Origin of the sequence: Polaribacter sp. 20A6 (assembly GCF_011378915.1) — a bacterium.
Classification (GTDB): Bacteria; Bacteroidota; Bacteroidia; order Flavobacteriales; family Flavobacteriaceae; genus Polaribacter; species Polaribacter sejongensis.
Genome location: NZ_WTPZ01000002.1, coordinates 427,115 through 446,480, shown reverse-complemented (window position 1 = coordinate 446,480; position 19,366 = coordinate 427,115). Strand labels below are relative to the sequence as shown.

Annotated in this window: 11 protein-coding genes; 6 read left to right on the top strand and 5 right to left on the bottom strand. The window is 31.0% G+C overall.

Annotated features, from left to right (window positions below):
* Nucleotides 1-139 precede the first annotated feature (139 nt).
* Nucleotides 140-1,918, bottom strand: coding sequence for a ribonucleoside-diphosphate reductase subunit alpha (locus tag GQS57_RS05770; protein ID WP_165731625.1), 1,779 nt, complete (start codon nt 1,916-1,918; stop codon nt 140-142).
* Nucleotides 1,919-1,921: 3 nt separating this feature from the next.
* Nucleotides 1,922-3,196, bottom strand: coding sequence for a ribonucleotide-diphosphate reductase subunit beta (locus tag GQS57_RS05765; RefSeq protein ID WP_165732010.1), 1,275 nt, complete (start codon nt 3,194-3,196; stop codon nt 1,922-1,924).
* 386 nt (nt 3,197-3,582) lie between these two features.
* On the opposite strand from GQS57_RS05765, the gene GQS57_RS05760 reads away from it, so the two are divergent.
* Nucleotides 3,583-3,774: a cold-shock protein gene (locus tag GQS57_RS05760; RefSeq protein ID WP_068447358.1), complete on the top strand. Its 192-nt coding sequence runs from the start codon at nt 3,583-3,585 to the stop codon at nt 3,772-3,774.
* Nucleotides 3,775-4,023: 249 nt separating this feature from the next.
* Complete coding sequence (locus GQS57_RS05755) at nt 4,024-5,040, top strand: heme A synthase (RefSeq protein WP_165731624.1); 1,017 nt, start codon at nt 4,024-4,026, stop codon at nt 5,038-5,040.
* Nucleotides 5,041-5,315: 275 nt separating this feature from the next.
* On the opposite strand, the gene GQS57_RS05750 is transcribed toward GQS57_RS05755, so the two are convergent.
* Nucleotides 5,316-5,738, bottom strand: a complete 423-nt coding sequence (locus GQS57_RS05750; RefSeq protein WP_165731623.1) for a molybdenum cofactor biosynthesis protein MoaE — start codon at nt 5,736-5,738, stop codon at nt 5,316-5,318.
* A gap of 141 nt (nt 5,739-5,879) precedes the next feature.
* Between GQS57_RS05750 and GQS57_RS05745 the strand changes: the two genes are divergently transcribed.
* Nucleotides 5,880-6,155 carry a DUF3817 domain-containing protein gene (locus tag GQS57_RS05745; RefSeq protein ID WP_165731622.1) on the top strand — a complete coding sequence of 92 codons (276 nt, stop codon included), beginning with the start codon at nt 5,880-5,882 and terminating at the stop codon, nt 6,153-6,155.
* Between the two features lie 119 nt (nt 6,156-6,274).
* Here the strand turns inward: GQS57_RS05745 and moaD are convergent, their stop codons facing one another.
* The gene (gene moaD, locus GQS57_RS05740; protein WP_165731621.1) at nt 6,275-6,517 is read right to left on the bottom strand and encodes a molybdopterin converting factor subunit 1; all 243 of its coding nucleotides are present in this window, start codon (nt 6,515-6,517) and stop codon (nt 6,275-6,277) included.
* A gap of 12 nt (nt 6,518-6,529) precedes the next feature.
* Nucleotides 6,530-8,986 (bottom strand): DUF5686 and carboxypeptidase regulatory-like domain-containing protein, encoded by a 2,457-nt coding sequence (locus GQS57_RS05735; RefSeq protein ID WP_165731620.1) that lies wholly within the window; start codon nt 8,984-8,986, stop codon nt 6,530-6,532.
* Nucleotides 8,987-9,206: 220 nt separating this feature from the next.
* Here GQS57_RS05735 and GQS57_RS05730 point away from each other — a divergent pair, with 220 nt between their 5' ends.
* The 3 genes from GQS57_RS05730 (at nt 9,207) to sprA (ending at nt 19,358) form a co-directional block, all read left to right on the top strand.
* A complete protein-coding gene (locus GQS57_RS05730) occupies nt 9,207-11,504 on the top strand; it encodes an NADP-dependent malic enzyme (RefSeq protein ID WP_165731619.1) in 2,298 nt (765 codons plus the stop codon).
* A gap of 157 nt (nt 11,505-11,661) precedes the next feature.
* Complete coding sequence (gene ruvA, locus GQS57_RS05725) at nt 11,662-12,243, top strand: Holliday junction branch migration protein RuvA (protein WP_165731618.1); 582 nt, start codon at nt 11,662-11,664, stop codon at nt 12,241-12,243.
* A gap of 17 nt (nt 12,244-12,260) precedes the next feature.
* Complete coding sequence (sprA, locus tag GQS57_RS05720) at nt 12,261-19,358, top strand: cell surface protein SprA (protein WP_240915439.1); 7,098 nt, start codon at nt 12,261-12,263, stop codon at nt 19,356-19,358.
* The last annotated feature ends 8 nt before the right edge of the window (nt 19,359-19,366 follow it).

Here is a 19,366-nt window from a genome sequence, read left to right as displayed (position 1 = left end):
TTAGAAAAATTACACCAAGAGCGATATTTCAAGTATCGCTTTTTTTATGCTTATTAGTTTTATCTCAAATAAAATATTTTAATCATTTCATATTAAAGAGAAGCCTTTCGACTTCTCTTCTAATTTATTTTATTACTAATTACCCTTCGCAACTAGCACATTCTTTCTTTTGCTTAAATTTCTGAGCAGCATTCATACTGTGTTGGTAATACATAGATTTTACACCTAATTTCCAAGCATTAATATAAACCGAATTCACTTCTTTAATTGGCATATCTGGATGTACCATAATATTGATAGACTGTCCTTGATCTATATGATTTTGTCTATTAGCTGCCTGATATACAATTACATTTTGATCAATTTCTGAATAGGTTTTAAACACATCTTTTTCTGCTTCTGTTAAAACACTTAAATGTTGTACAGAACCATCATTATCTCTAATACTTTTCCAAATATCTGATGTATTGTGTCCTTTTTCTTCCAATAATGCTTCTAAAATTGGATTCTTAATTGTTGTTTTAATTTTTGCAATATCTTTTACATAGATATTAGACCAAATTGGCTCAATTCCTTGAGAAACTTGTCCTAAAATAAATGCTGATGATGTTGTTGGTGCAATTGCATTTAAAGTGGTGTTACGTCTTCCGTATCCTTTTAATACTTCTGGCTCACCATACAACTTCGCCATTTCTTCTGATGCTTTGTAAGATTTCTCTTTAATTACCTTAAAGATTTCACTGTTTAAAGCATACGCTTCTGCACTGTCAAAAGCATGCATTTTAGATTGTAATAAAGAGTGCCATCCTAAAGCACCTAAACCTAAAGCTCTGTTTTCTTTAGCAAAATTATACGCTTTTTCCATAAAACGGAACGTAAACTGATCGTCTCTATCGTCTGAATCTTTATATACTTCTAACTTAGTGATAAACTCTTGCATTACTGCATCTAAGAAATACGTAAGAGTTTCAACTGCATCCGTATCTTTCCACTTATCATAATGTAATAAGTTTACTGATGATAAACAACATACAAAAGACCAATCTTCATTAGAAGGCAACATGATTTCTGTACATAAGTTACTCGCATAAATTTCGTGGTTTTTGTCTTTGTAAACATCTACCGTTCCGTTATTTGCGTTGTCTCTAAAAAGTATATAAGGATATCCTATCTCTCCTCTTCTTTGTAATATTTTAGCCCAAATACCTCTTTTTTCTACATCACCATCAATCATTGCTTGCATCCATTCGTCACCAACAGTAACACCATGCGTTAATTCTTGAATTGGGTTTCCTTCTGTTCCTATTTCTAAAAACTCTTTAATATCTGGATGATCTACTGGTAAATATGGAGAAAAACGTCCACGTCTTACAGAACCTTGACTAACAACATCTACCATTTTTTCGAACAACTGCATAATGTGTACAGAACCAGAAGATGAACCGTTGTTTTTTACATCGGCACCTCTTTTACGCAACTTACCAAAGTATCCAGAAGTTCCTCCTCCTAATTTAGACATCATACCAACTTCTGATTGAGAGAACAAAATATCTCCCATATCATCTGCCACATGCGATCCAAAACAGCTAATTGGCAAACCTCTTTTCTTACCAAAGTTAGACCAAATTGGTGAAGCTAAAGAGTAATACCCCTCTGCCATATATTTATAAAACTTATCAGAAAACCCATCCATATTTAAAATACGCTCTGCATTGTCTGCAATTTCACGTATTCTTTCTTCTGGTGTAGTATCTCCTGTTAAATAACCAGATTGTAAAAATTTACGACTATTTTCTGTTAGCCATGTAATTTCTGGCTGGTCTTTACCTTTAAGCATTTCTTTCCTAGCAGCGTTTCTAACTTGAATTAACTGTTCGTGTTCTGTAAGTTCTGTTGTTTTTGTTTCGTTCAAGTTCATAATTTAAAATAAGTCGTCGCTAGTTATACTTTTTGTTCTTTTACTATAGTTGATTGATCTTTTTACAAAGAAATCACCATGTTTGGTTCCAATAATTTCATCATCAAACCAATCTGTTTCTGCTAATAATTTTTGATCTACCTCAAATACTTTTGCAATACCAATACTTTCTAAAGAATTATTAAATCTATTTTTAATAAATTCATTAATTACATCTTTAGGTAGAAAGTCTAATTCTCCTTTTTCGAAAATCCAATCGATTAATTTACTTTCAGAATTAAAAGCTTCTTTACAAGTTTCTTGAACCAATAAATTGTGCTCTTCACTAAACCATTCTGGGTTTTCTTCTTTTATAATTTTGATTAAATCGATACCAAAATCTCCATGAATCTGCTCTTCTTTAGAAGTCGCTTCTACCACGTTAGAGATACCTTTTAATACATTTTTATGCTTGTTAAAAGCCATGATAATCAAAAACTGAGAAAATAAAGACACGTGCTCTATAAATAAAGAGAACAATATTATAGACTCAGAAAACTCTTGATTGTCTTCACTGTTTACATTCTTTAACGCGGCTTCTAAATAGTTAACACGTTTCATTATAACAGGGTTCTTCTTTAAGTTTTTAAACTCATTATTTAACCCTAAAATCTCTAATAAATGAGAATACGCATCATGATGACGCACTTCACTTTCAGAAAAAGTTGCACCTACAGAACCAATTTCTGGTTTTGGCATCTTTTTATAAATGTCTCCCCAAAAAGTTTTAACAGCAACTTCTATTTGAGAAATTGCCAACATGGTATTTTTTATCGCATTTTTTTCTACCTCGGTAAGAGAGGTTTTAAAATCCTGAATATCACTTGTATAATTAAATTCTGTATGAATCCAATAAGAATGTCTAATAGCATCTACATATTCTCCTAAAGCAGGATAATCGTAAGGCTTTAAGTTAATTCTCTTCTCAAAAATATTTGGTTTTCTACTTCTAGTTTGTTCGTCTCTATATAATATGTATGCCTTTGCAACGTCATGAAAAGGACTGTCCATTAATTTATATTCTACGATATCTTGTACTTGCTCTACTGTAGGAATATAATCTGGTTCATTTAACCTTCTTTCTAATAATGTACCATGTACAATATTTGATATAGCAATAGCATCATTTCTAGAACCATTGTTAACGGTAAGCATTGCTTTTTCTATAGCATTAATAATTTTCTCTAACTCAAATGTGGTTGTTTCTGAGTCTCTTTTTATAATATGCGTAATTTCCAAGGTAAATGAAGGGTGTTTAATTGTTATTTTTAGTGTTAACAAAGATTGGATTTTTTGCTCCAAAATAAAAGTTATACTTATTCACAAAACCCTTGAAGTTTTTAACAAATTAACAGTTTTTCGAAATTTAACGCTAAAAAAATGATTTTTTAAAAATCTCATTACCACACAATTATCAATACAAAATCGCTGTAACTACTATCGGTATTGAGTTTCTTAAAAGACCTCTATTAAATAATTTTTGTAACAATTATTTACTTTTTCACACTTACAATCTGTTACGTTATACTTACAAAAAGAAAACAATTATTTAAAACCACATTTTGGTAATATCAATTAATATAATCTTATATTTGCAGTATTATTAACATTTATATTATATTATTTTGAAAAAAGGGACAGTAAAATTCTTCAACGAATCTAAAGGATTTGGATTTGTAACAGAAGATGATTCAAACACAGAGTACTTTGTACATGTATCAGGATTAATTGACGAAATTAGAGAAGGTGACGCAGTAGAGTTCGACCTTAAAGAAGGTAGAAAAGGTTTAAATGCAGTAGACGTTAGAGTTCTATAATTTTAAATTTTTTGAAAAGAACAAGTCGCTTAATTTTTTAAGCGGCTTTTTTTTGTCTTATTTTTTTTTACAAAACAGGCACTTTATAAAAAACAAAGGATCATTTTAACTAATTGAGTATAATTATTTAGAAAACGAAGCTGTTTTAAAAACATATTGGCAAGTATTTCCTTTTTTACAAGAACAAGTCGTTTAATTTATTTTAAACGAATTTTTTTTGCCTTATTTTTGTAAAAACTTTTATTTATAATGAAAAGTAGCTTCACAAAAACTGTACAAATTGCCATTATATCTGTTTACTTAATTTTTTTAGCAGGCTCTGTTGTTAGAATGACTGGCTCAGGAATGGGATGTCCAGATTGGCCAAAATGTTTTGGCTATTATATTCCGCCTACAGCGGAAGAACAAATTACCTGGAAACCAAATTCTGAATTTAAAAAAGGTTTTATCATCATTAAAGATGAGGCGCTGTTTGTTGCAGAACACGATATTAAAACGACGGAACAATTCAATAAAAGTAATTGGGCTACTTATACAAAACATGATTACGCAAAATTTAATAAATTTCACACCTGGACAGAGTACATAAACAGGCTATCATCTGTTTTAGCAGGTTTTGTTTTCTTATTCTTAATATACGGTGCTACAAAATTCTGGAAAACAGATAAAAGAATTCCTATACTTGCTTATACTGCTTTCTTTTTAATGTTGGTAGAAGCTTGGTTAGGAAAAACAGTAGTAGACACAAATTTAAAACCTTCTATAATAACTATTCACATGGTTATTGGTTTAATTATTATCGCGCTGTTATTACAATTAAAATTTATTACTTCAGATAAAAAGAAAACCTACAATTACAATTCACTATTTAGTAAATTACTTATTATTTCTGCCGTATTTTCTTTAATTCAAATAGCAATGGGAACTCAAGTAAGGCAATTTATAGACGAGCAAGTAAAGCTTTATGGTTTCGAAAACAAAGATTACAGTTTAATGAATCCGAGTTTTAAATTCTACTTTCATAGATCTTTTACCATTGCAATTGTATTGATAAACTTTGTTTTATTTTACATAAATCAGGCTAAAAACCTAGGATACAAATTGGTAAATTGGGTAGTTGCATTAATCTTTTTAGAAACCATTACTGGAATGTTAATGTATTATGCCGAGTTTCCTTTGGGTACGCAAGCAACACATTTATTGGCAGGTGCTATTTTATTTGGACTACAGTATTATTTATGGTTGCAAAGTAGACCGGTTAAGTAAACAGTATTCAGTAGCAGTTAACAGTTGCTCACTGTTGTGTAAGTTGCATACTAAAAAAATTGACCACATAGAAACATAGAAAACACAGTTTTCTTAAACTTTTAAACTTGTTTAAGACGCCATCTGATATCCGCTAGCGCGAGCGTCCCGCTCGTGCAAACACCAATAACACGTGGAGTAATTTCCACAAACTTACTCAACAATATTTTAAGAAAAGATACGAGCGAGACGCCCGCACCAGCATTGAGAATGTAACTAAGAGCCGAAAACTAGAATTAAGGATGTGCATTCACCCAAACTTCTCCGTCTGAAAAATATTCTTTTTTCCAAATTGGAACCGTTTCTTTTAAAGTATCAATTGCAAATTCACAAGCTTCAAAAGCGGCTTTTCTATGCTTAGAAGACGTAGTTATAATCACTGGAACTTCTCCAATTTGCAACATTCCTTCTGCGTGATGAATAGCTATTTTTTTAATATCGAATTTTTCTAAAGCCAAATCTGCAATTTTTTGCATTTCTTTAATCGCCATTGGTTTATAGGTAGAAAAGTCTAATTGCGTAACTTCTTTTCCTTGAGTATCATTTCTTACCGTTCCTATAAATGCAGAAATTCCGCCACAAGAATCATCTTCTACAAAACGATAACATTCTTGTAAATCTAATTTATCTGAAGTAATTTTTATTGAAGTTCTTACCATTGTTAAGCAAAAATAGGGAAACAAAGTTGTATTTTTGCAAAAATAAATGAATCGTCTTTACAAGGGATTTTCTGTACATTAAGAATTAGTAATATTCAACAGAGAATACCTCCAAAAGTTACATTGACAAAAATTATCAATATGAAAAATATCTTTAGAATTGTAAGTATTTTAGAAGGAGTTTCTTATCTATTATTATTATTTATTGCTACACCTATAAAATATTTACAACACGATGATTCTTATGTAAAAATGTTAGGAATGCCTCATGGAATCCTTTTTATGTTATATGTAGTATTGGCTATTGTTATCAAAAAAGAAATGAATTGGAACAATAAAACTTTAGGGATGGTTTTAATTGCTTCTGTGATTCCTTTTGGTACTTTTTATGTTGATAAAAAATATTTTAAGAAATAGTTGTTACACTGAGACTCGCAGAGAAAACACAGAGATTCACTGAGGGTAACTAAAAATCTATTCAAAAGAGATCACAAGAGTACCTCTTCCCTATGGAAAGATTAAGATAGACTTTAATGTTAACCTCCGCTAACTGGTGGAATTATAGCAACTACATCATTCTCTTTTAGAAGAAAATCATCAGTTGCATAACTTTCATTAACAGCAATTGCATAAGAGTTCAACTTTTCTAATTGCTGATACTCCTCTTTTAAAGAGTTTTTAAAATCTGCAACAGTAGCAACATCCGCTATATTAAGTTCTAAAGCTGATAAACCTACTAAATCTGTGGTTATTCCGAAAAAAAGTACTTGAATTTTCATGTATCAAAAATATTAAAACATACTCAATCGAAGCAATAAACCTTCATCTTTAATTCCTCCGTGAAAAGATCTTACATAATCTACTCTTAAAAAACGCCATTTACCAAAACCTATATTATCTAAACCAATAGAGTATTCTGTATACGGTTTTTTATCTGCCATCACTAAGGTTTTTGCTCCACCAACTAAATGAAGATTTAATTTATTTAACAACGGAATCTTCCCTAAAACAGCTCCTTTAAAATCATGCTGAATATGTGCTTCTGCATATTTATCATTGGTATAAAATTTATAATATTCTAACAAACCAAAGCTACTTAACTCACGATCTAACGGAAAAAGTAATTGGTTTCCGTTGGCTTGTAAAAAGTCCATAAAAGCTATGTCTTTCTTTTTAAGAAATACTCCACCCCTAACATTATAAGAAAATTCACCATAATTTCCTGCATTGATATCTTGTGTTAAATTTGCTGTGAATACATCTGAATTTAATTCGGAATTAGAAGCTCCAAAACGTTTGGTATAATTAACATTCAATGACGGATATTTTTCATTGTCTATATTTTCTTTTCTATCAGGATAAGACAAATATTTTTGTCCGAATACAAAAGTAGCGCCTACATTTAAAGTAGCAATTTTATGCTCTTCAAACACATCAATAACATCTGAGGGATTATTAGGCTTATAACCTCCGTTTTTATCTTGCTTTGCAAAAGAGTAATCTGTGGTATTAAAAAGTGGTTTTCTATTTGCATATTCAAATGATGTAGCTAGGTAAATTCCATTTACAATTTCTTCTGAATAATTAATTTTAGCAAACTCCTTTTCGTAAATTCTTAAATAATTTAACCTCCTCATCAAAGAACTCACGGTGTTATTTAATTTCATTAAAGGATTTCTACCATTAAACTGAGCCGTTGTAATCCCTCCAGAAATTGTCATCTTAGGTCTAGAAATATCATTCCAATTTTTAGTTAAAAAGAAAGTAGGCCTTATACGTTTGTCCGAAAAGCCATAATTTACCTTTCCTCCTACATTCCACCATTTCCCTGTATCATTTTGCTTTTTAAAGTAACTACCTCCTAAAGAAACATTAAAACCTTGTACCGTATTAAAGTTAAAGTCATTAATTAAACCATTGTAAGAAATAGCCCATTTCTCATAAGAATTCCTATACGTATAACCTGTTATAGCAGAGAGTAAATTAAACTTGTTTTGTTTTTTATTTACAGAATCTAAATATTTTTTAGATTTTCTTACCACTTTTAAACTGTCTTTAAATTTATAATCAACAGTTTCTTCCTCCGTTAAAGGTACAGGTCTTAAGGTATTCCAATACAAGGTATCTTTTTCGGTTGCTTGTTTCTCAAACGATAAAACCTCATTGGTAAACGTGTTTTCGTTATATTTTGGTGTAAAATTATATGCAGAATATGCTGATGAAAAGCGCCCATCAAAATTAAAACCTAATGCATCTACTTTAAAATCTATACTCTGACTTATTAGCACCCAAGCATCGTTTGCTTCTGAATAATTATAGTTTTGTTTTAGATTTAATACATCTACAATTGGTATGTTTACCTGCGCTCCGGTAACGGAAACATCTGCACCATAAATAGCCCAATCATCTTCTACAATGTATAAATAACCATTAAAAACGCGATCATTTTTACGCTTTGGAAGTAATTTTATTTTATTGATGAGTTTTCCATTTGTATCATAAAAAGATCCTTCTAACTTAAAGTTATAATAACCAAAAGCATTGGTAGATATTGGCGAAATTAAATCGCTACCAAAAGTAACACTATTATCATAAAAATTAATATTTGCATCTTCTGCCCTATTAAAACTAATACCATTATCTGTTCCGCTTACTTTAGAAGCAATAATTTTTTCTTTAAACTTTTTCGGGTTTTTCTGAAAATGAATTTCAGAAACCGTTTCAGAAAGATAAATAATTCCGCTTCTTGTAGAATCTAAAGCTCCACCAAAATCGCCCAAATTTTTACCTAAAAATTTCTCTGGAGCATCTTTAATTTTATACAAACCTCTAGAGTAAAATTTAGCAGTATACTTTGCATATTTATCAGTATTTTTATCCTTATTTGCTATTGTGTTTCTAATAATTCTATTAGCAGGATTGTCTTTTGTAGAGATAGAAATTCCTGCCAACTGTACGTTTTCTTCTTCTAATTGAACATTTAAGTCAAAAGGAAAAGACGTAATATTTATTTCCTTTTTTAACGTTGTATATCCTAAAATTTGAAAAACAACAGTATGTTTTCCTTTTTTAGTAATGTTTAAAACATATGCTCCGTTATCATTAGAAGTTGTTCCTGTAACGGTTTCATCCAAATAAATACTTACAAATGATAAAGGCGCATTATTTGTATCTGTAATGTTTCCTTTTACTTGTGCTAAGACAGATATTGATACCCAGAAAAATAGAAGAAAAGTATATTTTTTCATAGTTTAGTTGTGTTGATAAGAACAAACATAAACTTTATGATCGACCTAAATCTTTAAAATTTGTTAAACAACAAAAAATAGTGCCCTAACATCAAGGTGTTTAAAAAAATAAAAGATCTAATTTTATAAAAATTAACGCCTATCAAAAGATTTGAAAATAAATTCTCTCTTTCACTGAAAATCATATATTTGTAAGCTTAAACAAGCAAAGACTTATTATATGAGCGATTCTAGAAAAAGACACGAAGCTTTATTATATCACGCAAAACCAAAACCAGGAAAAATAGAAGTGGTTCCTACTAAAAAATATGCCACTCAACACGACTTAGCTTTGGCATACTCACCAGGTGTTGCAGAGCCTTGTTTAGAAATTGAAAAAGACAAAAACAATGCTTATAAATATACAGCTAAAGGAAATTTAGTTGCTGTAATATCTAACGGAACTGCCGTTTTAGGTTTGGGAGATATTGGTCCGGATGCCTCTAAACCAGTAATGGAAGGTAAAGGGTTACTCTTTAAAATATTTGCAGATATTGATGTTTTTGATATTGAAGTAGATGCAACAGATGTAGAACTTTTTATACAAACGGTAAAAGCAATTGCACCTACTTTTGGTGGAATTAACTTAGAAGATATTAAAGCACCAGAAGCTTTTGAAATTGAAAGACGATTAAAAGAGGAATTAGATATTCCTGTTATGCACGATGACCAACACGGAACAGCAATTATTTCTGCTGCAGCCTTAAAAAATGCGATTGACATTACCAATAAAGATATTAGTAAAGTAAAAATTGTAGTTAACGGAGCTGGAGCTGCGGCAATTTCTTGTACCCTTTTATATTTAAAACTAGGTGCAAAGAAAGAAAACGTAGTAATGTGCGACAGTAAAGGTGTTATTAGAAGTGATAGAGACAACCTTACTTCACAAAAAGCAGAATTTGCAACCGATAGAGATTTACACACTCTAGATGAAGCAATGCATGATGCTGATGTTTTTATTGGTTTATCTAAAGGAAATGTAGTTACCCCACAAATGCTTTTAACCATGGCTAAAGACCCAATTGTTTTTGCAATGGCAAACCCTGTGGCAGAAATAGATTACGATTTAGCAGTTGCTACAAGAAAAGACATTATAATGGCTACGGGAAGATCTGACCATCCTAACCAAGTGAATAATGTACTTGGATTTCCATTTATTTTTAGAGGAGCTTTAGATGTTAGAGCTACCAAAATTAATGAGGAAATGAAAATGGCAGCCGTTCATGCTTTAGCAGATTTGGCTAAAAAATCGGTACCAGAACAAGTAAACATTGTTTATGATGAAGTAAGTTTAGCGTACGGAAGAGAATACATTATTCCAAAACCATTTGATCCAAGATTAATTTATGAAATTCCACCAGCTATTGCAAAAGCAGCAATGGATTCTGGTGTTGCTTTACAACCTATTGAAGATTGGGATAAGTATAGAGAAGAATTAATGGAGCGCTCTGGCTCTGGAAATAAAGAGATTAGACTTTTACACAATAGAGCAAAAAGTAATAGAAAACGTATTGTCTTTGCAGAAGCAGACCATATAGATGTTTTAAAAGCTGCACAAAGAGTACATGATGAAAAGATTGGTCATCCAATATTGTTAGGAAGAAAAGAAGTAATCTTAGCTTTAAAAGCAGAAATAGGTTTTACTGAAATTGTGCCAATTATAGATCCAAAAACTGATGAAGAAGCAGAACGTAGAGAGCGTTTTGGAAAAATTTATTGGAAAAATAGAAGACGTAAAGGACGTACTTTATCTGAAGCGACAAAATTAATGCGAGAACGTAATTATTTTGCTGCAATGATGGTGAATGAAGAAGAAGCAGATGCATTAATTACAGGATATTCTAGACCTTACCCAACTGTTTTAAAACCAATTTTAGAACTAATTGAAAAAGACAAAGGAATTACTAAAATTGCTGCAACCAACTTAATGTTAACCAAACAAGGTCCGTTATTTTTAGCAGATACTACAATTAACATAAACCCTACGGCAAAAGAATTGGTGAAAATTTCGCAAATGACTGGTAATTTTGTAAAAATGTTTGGTATGAAACCAAACATGGCAATGGTTTCTTTTTCTAACTTTGGATCTTCAAGTTCAGAAACTTCTAAAAAGATAACCGAAGCTGTTTCTTACTTACACAGACACTTTCCAGACACTATTATTGATGGAGAATTACAAGCAGATTTTGCTTTAAATCCAGAAATGTTGGCAAAAGAATTTCCGTTTTCGAAACTAAATGGTAAAAAAGTAAATGTTTTAATTTTCCCTAATTTAGAATCTGCAAACATTACTTATAAGTTAATGAAACAATTAAACCACGCAGAATCTATTGGTCCAATAATTTTAGGATTAAGTAAACCTGTACATATTTTACAATTAGGTTCTAGTGTAGATGAAATGGTGAATATGGCTGCATTAGCTGCCGTAGATGCTCAAGAAAAAGAAAAAAGAAGTAAAATTAATAATAATTTAGCATAAGATTAATTTGATGTAAGAATCGGGTTTAAATAAAATAGAGATTAGACATTTATTTGTTATCATTTAAAGTCTAATCTCTTTGATTTATAAAATATAAATTGCGCTCACACCAAACCTAAAATAAATTCTTACTTTAGAGGCTTAGAAAAAGAAATATATGATTACACAAGTTAGAGGAAGGTTGGTAGAAAAAAACCCAACAGAGGTTGTTGTAGATTGCAATGGAGTTGGTTATTTATTACATATTTCTCTAAATACTTTCTCTAGTTTACCCGATGATGAAGCTGTTGTTTTATACACACATTTATCAATAAGAGAAGATGCACATACCCTTTTTGGTTTTTTTACAAAAACAGAGAGAGAAGTTTTTAAACTGTTAATTTCTGTTTCAGGTGTTGGACCAAGTATTGCAAGAACGATGTTGTCATCTATGACATCAGAAGAAATACAACATGCTATTGCATCAGAAAATGTTCCACTCATACAATCTGTAAAAGGAATCGGTGCAAAAACAGCACAAAGAGTTATTGTAGATTTAAAGGATAAAATTTTAAAAACCTTTAATATTGATGAAGTTTCTACTTTTACAAGCAATACCAATAAGGATGAAGCGTTATCTGCTTTAGAAGTTTTAGGGTTTAATAAAAAGCAATCAGAGAAAGTGATCTCAACAATTTTAAAAGAAAACCCGGAAGCTACCGTAGAAAACTTAATAAAACTAGCCTTAAAAAATTTATAAGAATTTTGAAAAATTTTTTGAAAAAAATATTTTTATTTCTTGCTTTTGCTTTCATAGCAAACACCTCTTATGCGCAAACAGATAAGGATACAGATTCCATAACAGTAAAAAAGGACACTCTAGACTTAAGATATAACTTTAAAAAAGAGCAAACTGGTGGTTTATTTTTAGATTATCTGGCAGAGAAAGAAATTATTTTTGATAAAGATTTAAACAGGTATGTAATTGTAGAAAAAATAGGCGATTATTATACAAAAACACCTATTTATCTAACACAAAAAGAATACGCAGATTATCGTTTAAGGCGAGATATGACGCAGTATTATAAAGACAAAGTAAGTGCTACGAACTCTAACAAAAAAGGATCTAAAGAAGCTCAAAAAGACCTACTACCAACCTATTATGTAAAATCTGACTTATTTAAAACTATTTTTGGAGGAAGTGAAATTAAAGTAACCCCTACCGGAAGCTTAAATTTAAAGCTAGGTTTTATTTATCAGAATACAGAAAACCCGCAATTATCCGAAGAAAACAGAAGTAGTTTTACCTTTGATTTTGACCAACAAATTAACGCAAGTATTCGTGCACAAGTAGGTACACGTTTAGATTTTACAGCAAATTACGACACACAATCTACTTTCGATTTTCAGAATTTAGTGAAAATTGGGTACGAGCCAACAGAAGATGATATTTTACAAGGAATAGAAGCTGGTAATATTTCTATGCCCATTAAAAACTCATTAATTAATGGGGCACAAAGTCTATTCGGTGTAAAAACACAGTTAAAATTTGGTAACACAAATATAACCGCTGTTTTCTCACAGCAAAACTCAGAAAGTACAACAACAGTTTCAGAAGGTGGTGCTTCTATACAAGAGTTTCAATTAAAGGCTACAGATTACGATAATGACCGTCACTTTTTCTTATCGCAATATTTTATAGACAACTACGCAAATTCTCTTAAAAATTATCCTTTAATTAATAGCCAAATTAATATTACAAGGGTAGAAGTTTGGGTAACCAACACAAGTTCTAGCACAGAAGATTACAGAAGTATTGTAGCTTTAGCAGATATTGGTGAGTCTGATACCGATGTTTTAGTAAACCAAACAGGAGCAGTACAACCTACAAGTCCGCCAACAACAACCGGAGGAAATATACCAACAAACGAATCTAATAATTTATCTAATTTACTTACTACAACTAGTGGTATTAGAAGTATTTCTACCATAAATAGTACCTTACAACCTTATAATATGAGTGAGGGTACAGATTATTCTGTGTTAGAAAATGCAAGAAAATTGAACACTAGTGAGTTTACCTTAAACTCTCAATTAGGTTTTATATCTTTAAATAGTAGGTTAAATGATGGTGAAGTTTTAGCTGTTGCTTATGAATATACTGTTGCAGGAGGAATTAGTGGCAGCACAGAAACTTCTTTTAAAGTGGGTGAATTTTCTAATGATGGTATTCAATCTCCACAAACTTTAGCAGTAAAATTATTACGTAGTGAGATTTTAAAAACAAAGCGTGCAAACATAAACACAGGTGAAGATGAAGCTTTTCCTACTTGGCGTTTAATGATGAAAAACGTCTATGCTTTAGGTGCCTATCCATTATCGCAGGATGGTTTCTATTTTGAAATTCAATATAGAGATGATCAAACAGGTATTTCATCTAATGTTTTACAAAATGCAAATACTGCAGGTATTACCAATTTACCATTAATACAAGTTTTTAAATTAGATCAATTAGATCAAAGTCAATATAGAACTCCAGATGGATATTTTGATTTTGTAGAAGGCATTACTGTTAATTCTCAAAAAGGATTTATCTTTTTCCCAGAACCAGAACCTTTTGGAAATGATTTGGTACAACAGAACACCAATGATGTTGGTTTAGATGAGACTGTAGACAATAACTATTTATTTAAAGAACTCTATTTAAATACAAAAGTAAACGCGCAAAACAACTATCAAAATAAAGATAAATACTATTTAAAAGGATATTTTAAATCAGAAAATTCTGGAGGAATACCAATTGGTGCTTATAATGTACCTAGAGGATCTGTTACAGTTACCGCAGGTGGAAGACAATTGGTAGAAGGTGTAGACTATGTGGTAGATTATCAATTGGGTCGTGTACAAATTATAGACAGTGGCTTGCAAGCTTCCGGAACGCCAATAAGTGTTTCTACAGAAAACAACGCTGTATTTAATCAACAACAAAAAACATTTATGGGAGTAGATGTTGAACATAAATTTTCAGATAAATTTATTATTGGAGCAACCATTTTAAATGTAAATGAAAAGCCTATTACTCCTAAAGTAAATTTTGGTTCAGACCCAATAAACAACACCATGTTTGGGGCAAATATAGATTACACAACAGAAGTACCTTATTTTACAAAATTGGCAAATAAATTACCCTTTGTAGACACAGATGTGCCTTCTAATTTATCGGTTAGAGCAGATATGGCATACTTACTTCCTGGTACGCCAAGTGGCATTGATGTAGCGGGTACTGCAACCTCTTATATAGATGATTTTGAAGCTTCTCAAATACCTATTAGTATCTTATCACCATTAGATTGGCATGAAGCAAGTACCCCCAAATTTTTCGCAGGTTTTAATGGAGATCAAGAAGATTTATCTTACAATTATCAAAGAGGAAAATTAGCGTGGTATAATATAGATCAAATTTTTTACGGTGCTGGAGATACACCTCCAAATATTAACGCTGCAGAACTTTCTAGAGCAGAAACTAGACAGATTAATTATAGAGAATTATTCCCTAATGTGCAGTTAGATATTACACAGAACTCAGTAATAAGAACTTTAGATTTAGCTTATTTCCCATCAGAAAGAGGTTCTTATAATTTTGATACCGGTATTAACGTAAAAGCAGACGGAACTTTCTCTGACCCACAAAATAGATGGGCAGGAGTTATGAGAGCTTTAACAACCAACAATTTTGATCAAGCAAATGTTGAATATGTGCAGTTTTGGGTAATGGATCCTTATGAAAATTATTCAATTACTGAAACAGAAGGTTTACCTATAGGCATGAATCCAGAAGATCCATCAAACCAAATTGGAGATTTATACTTAAACTTAGGTAATGTTTCTGAAGACATCTTAAAAGATAGTCGTAAAATGTTTGAAAACGGTTTACCAGAAACTGGTGGAGAAATAAATACCGTAGAAACAACTTGGGGTAAAGTACCAACAAACTCCTCTATAATTTATGCTTTTGATGAAAATGATGAGTCTAGAGCAAATCAAGATCTTGGATATAATGGTTTAAATGATGCTGAAGAATTTGCGAAGTACAGCACAACCCTTCCTAACTTTAGTAAATTAAACCCTAATGATCCTGCATCAGATAATTTTCAATATTTTAGAGGTAGTGAGTTAGACGCAAATCGTGCTTCTATAATTACTAGGTATAAAGATTATAACAATACACAAGGAAATTCTCCAACCTTAAATCAGTCTACAGAAAGCTACCCTACCTCATCTACAACCTATCCAGATGTAGAGGATATTAATAAAGATCAGACGATGAATACCGTAGAAAGTTACTACGAGTATAAAGTTTCTATGAATAGAAACGATTTGGTTGTTGGTAAGAATTTTATTGTTGATAAAAAAACAACAGATGTAACTTTAGAAAACGGAGCAAACCAAACAACAACTTGGTATCAATTTAGAGTACCTATTAGAAGCGGAACACCTGTAAATGGTATTTCAGATTTTAATAGTATTCGTTTTATGAGAATGTTTTTAACTAATTTTAAAATACCGGTAGTACTTCGTTTTGGAGAGTTAGATTTGGTGCGTGGAGATTGGAGACGCTATACAAAAACATTAGACGAATCTATTTCTACACCAGAAGATTTAGATGAAAATGAATTAAAAGATTTTGAAGTTGGTGTTGTAAGTATAGAACAAAATGAAGGAAGCTACATTCAGCCTCCAGGAATAGAAAGAGAGCAATTACAAGGTAGTACTAGCGTACAATTACAAAATGAACAATCTGTTACCTTAAAAGTAAATAATTTACCTGCAAACGAAACCAGAGCCATTTATAAAAACATAAGCATTGATTTAAGAAGATTTAAAAACTTAAAAATGTTTATGCACCTTCAGAAAAATGAAGGAGCACTTGCTATTAATGATAATGATTTTTCTGCAGTTATAAGATTAGGTACAGATTTAGATGATAACTTTTATCAAATAGAACTCCCTTTAAAAGTATCTCAAAATGGTACTTCTGCTTTAGATCTTTGGCCAGAAGCAAATAATTTAGATGCCTTTCTAGAAACTTTTGGATTGGTAAAATTAGAAAGAGACAGAGCTGGTGTTGCCATTACAGATATCTATACTTCTATTGAGCAAGATGCCGAAATACCGTATACAATTTCCGTAAAAGGAAACCCAACGTTAGCAGAATTAAAAACAATTATTTTAGGAGTAAAAAACAAAACAACATCACCAATTAGTGGTGAGGTTTGGTTTAATGAGTTACGTTCTTCTGGTTTTGATAATGAAGGTGGATGGGCAGCTGTACTAAATGCCGATGCAAATTTTGCCGATGTAGCAAATATATCTTTATCAGGTAGTATGTCTACCATTGGTTTTGGTAATGTAGAAGACAGAGTAGGACAACGTAGTTTAGATGAAACAAAACAATATGATGTTGCTACTACTATAAATTTAGGTAAAGTATTAACTCCTAAAAAATGGGGAATTCAATTACCAATGAGTTATAGTATTGGTGAGGTTTATATAGACCCAAAATACGATCCTCAGTTTCAAGACGTAGAATTAGCAGATGCTTTAGGTGAAAATGAAAATAGTGAATTTTCTAGAGATTATACCAAAAGAACAAGCATTAGCTTTACTAACGTTAAGAAGAATAGAAACCCTAATTCTACAAAAAAACCTAAGTTTTATGACGTAGAAAACGTAGCTGTTTCTTATGCTCATAACAAAGAATTTCAAAGAAATTACAACATTAAAAAAAGAATTAACGAAAGTGTAAGAGCTTCTGCATCTTATAATTTTAGTTTCGATTCTAAACCATTAGAACCATTTAAAAATAATGATTCTATTTTTAGAAATAAATATTGGCAACTTTTAAAGGACTTTAATTTTAATCCAATTCCTAAAACTTTTGCAATTAATTCTAGTATCAACAGATATTATAATGAACAACAATCTAGAAATTTAGTGTCTGGTTTATCAGAACAACCAGAGTTAAAACAGCGTAGATATTTATTTGATTGGGATTATACTATTGGTTTCGATTTAACAAAATCGTTACAAGTAAACTTTAATGCCACCAACAGCTATATTTACGATACTTTTGGTAGCGATGATGAAATACAAGTTTTTGATGACTTTTTTAATACAGGAAGAGCCAATCATTACCATCAAGCATTAAACGGAACATATAATTTACCAATAGATAAAATTCCTTTTTTAAAGTTTATAAAAGCAGATTATGCATATACAGCAGATTTTGATTGGCAAGCAGCGCCACAAAGTACCATAGACGTTAATGGTCTAGATGTAGCTTCTGTAAACTTAATAGGAAACACCATACAAAATGCAAATACGCACAATTTAAATACCACTATTAATTTTGATGCTTTTTACAAAGGGCTTGGTTTCGAAAAATTATTATTGACTAAAAATCAACGTAAAAGTGCAAAAGGAGATCAAGGTGCAAGTTTACCAAGAACTCCAGGAAGAGTTAAGCAAAACAAAAAATTATCTATCGGTAAAAAGATCTTAAAAGGTACTTACGATGTTCTAACTTCTGTAAAACAAGGTAAAATAAGTTATTCAGAAAACAACGGTCAATTATTACCAGGGTATACAGAAGATGTTGGTTTTTTAGGCGGAGCTCCTACCTCTTTCGCTTTTGGTAGCCAAGTAGATATTAGAAATAAAGCTTTAGAACAAGGTTGGTTTGTATCTAGAAACAATGGAGAAGAATATTACAGTAAAACTTACAGCAAAACACATTACAATAAATTAGATTACACATTTACACTAAAACCAATTAAGGATTTAAATATAGATGTTAGAGGTAATAAAATACAAACAAGAGATCTCTCTCAGCAACTAGACCTTGTATCTGGCAGCAATGAATTTGAAAATACTCCTTTCTTTGAAACAGGAAACTTTAGTACCAGTTACTCTATGATTTCTACTGCATTTACAGACGGAGATGTTTTATTTCAGAATTTAAGAAATTATAGAAGTATCATTTCAAACAGATTAGCTACAGAAAATGTAGTACCTGCAAGTGGTTTTGGTGCCAATAGTCAGCAAGTTTTATTACCTGCTTTTATAGCTGCTTATTCTGGTAAAAGTCCAGATAAAGTAAATACAGGTCTTTTTAGAGATATTCCTATCCCTAACTGGACATTGCGTTACAATGGTTTAATGAAGTTTAATTTCTTCAAGAAGAACTTTAGTAATTTTGTAGTTTCACACGGTTATAGATCTTCTTACACTGTATCTAGTTTTACTAATAATTTACAGTATGATACCAATAATCCGTATGCAAACTTAAATGCTGCCAACAATTATGAATCAGAATTGTTAGTATCTGCAGTTACTTTAGTAGATGAATTTTCTCCACTAATTAAACTAGATATGAAAATGAGAAATTCATTCTCTTTAAGAGGAGAAATAAAAAGTGACAGAACGCTTACCATGAATTTTAACAACAGCACCTTAACAGATATTTCTGGAACAGAATTTATATTTGGAATGGGCTATGTTTTTGAAGACGTAAAATTCAATACGCGTTTTACAGGAAAGAAACAAACACTAAAAGGAGACGTCAATTTAAGAGCAGATGTGTCTTTAAGAGATAATATTACACAAATTAGATCTGTAGATGAAGATAATGATCAAATTAGTGGTGGACAAAAACTTTTTTCTATTAAATTTACCGCAGATTATAGATTAAGTAATAGTTTAACCGCATCATTCTATTACAACCATCAAACATCTAGATATGCAATCTCTACCACTTTTCCTAGACAGGCAATTAATGGAGGATTTAATATTATTTATAACTTAGGAGGAAATTAAACATAACA

Bases quoted from the DNA above. Each gene is read 5' to 3' on its own strand.
- GQS57_RS05745 (WP_165731622.1), top strand. From the start codon at position 5,880: ATGAAAAATATCTTTAGAATTGTAAGTATTTTAGAAGGAGTTTCTTAT.
- GQS57_RS05730 (WP_165731619.1), top strand. From the start codon at position 9,207: ATGAGCGATTCTAGAAAAAGACACGAAGCTTTATTATATCACGCAAAA.
- GQS57_RS05755 (WP_165731624.1), top strand. From the start codon at position 4,024: ATGAAAAGTAGCTTCACAAAAACTGTACAAATTGCCATTATATCTGTT.
- ruvA (WP_165731618.1), top strand. From the start codon at position 11,662: ATGATTACACAAGTTAGAGGAAGGTTGGTAGAAAAAAACCCAACAGAG.
- moaD (WP_165731621.1), bottom strand. From the start codon at position 6,517: ATGAAAATTCAAGTACTTTTTTTCGGAATAACCACAGATTTAGTAGGT.
- GQS57_RS05770 (WP_165731625.1), bottom strand. From the start codon at position 1,918: ATGAACTTGAACGAAACAAAAACAACAGAACTTACAGAACACGAACAG.
- GQS57_RS05750 (WP_165731623.1), bottom strand. From the start codon at position 5,738: ATGGTAAGAACTTCAATAAAAATTACTTCAGATAAATTAGATTTACAA.
- GQS57_RS05735 (WP_165731620.1), bottom strand. From the start codon at position 8,986: ATGAAAAAATATACTTTTCTTCTATTTTTCTGGGTATCAATATCTGTC.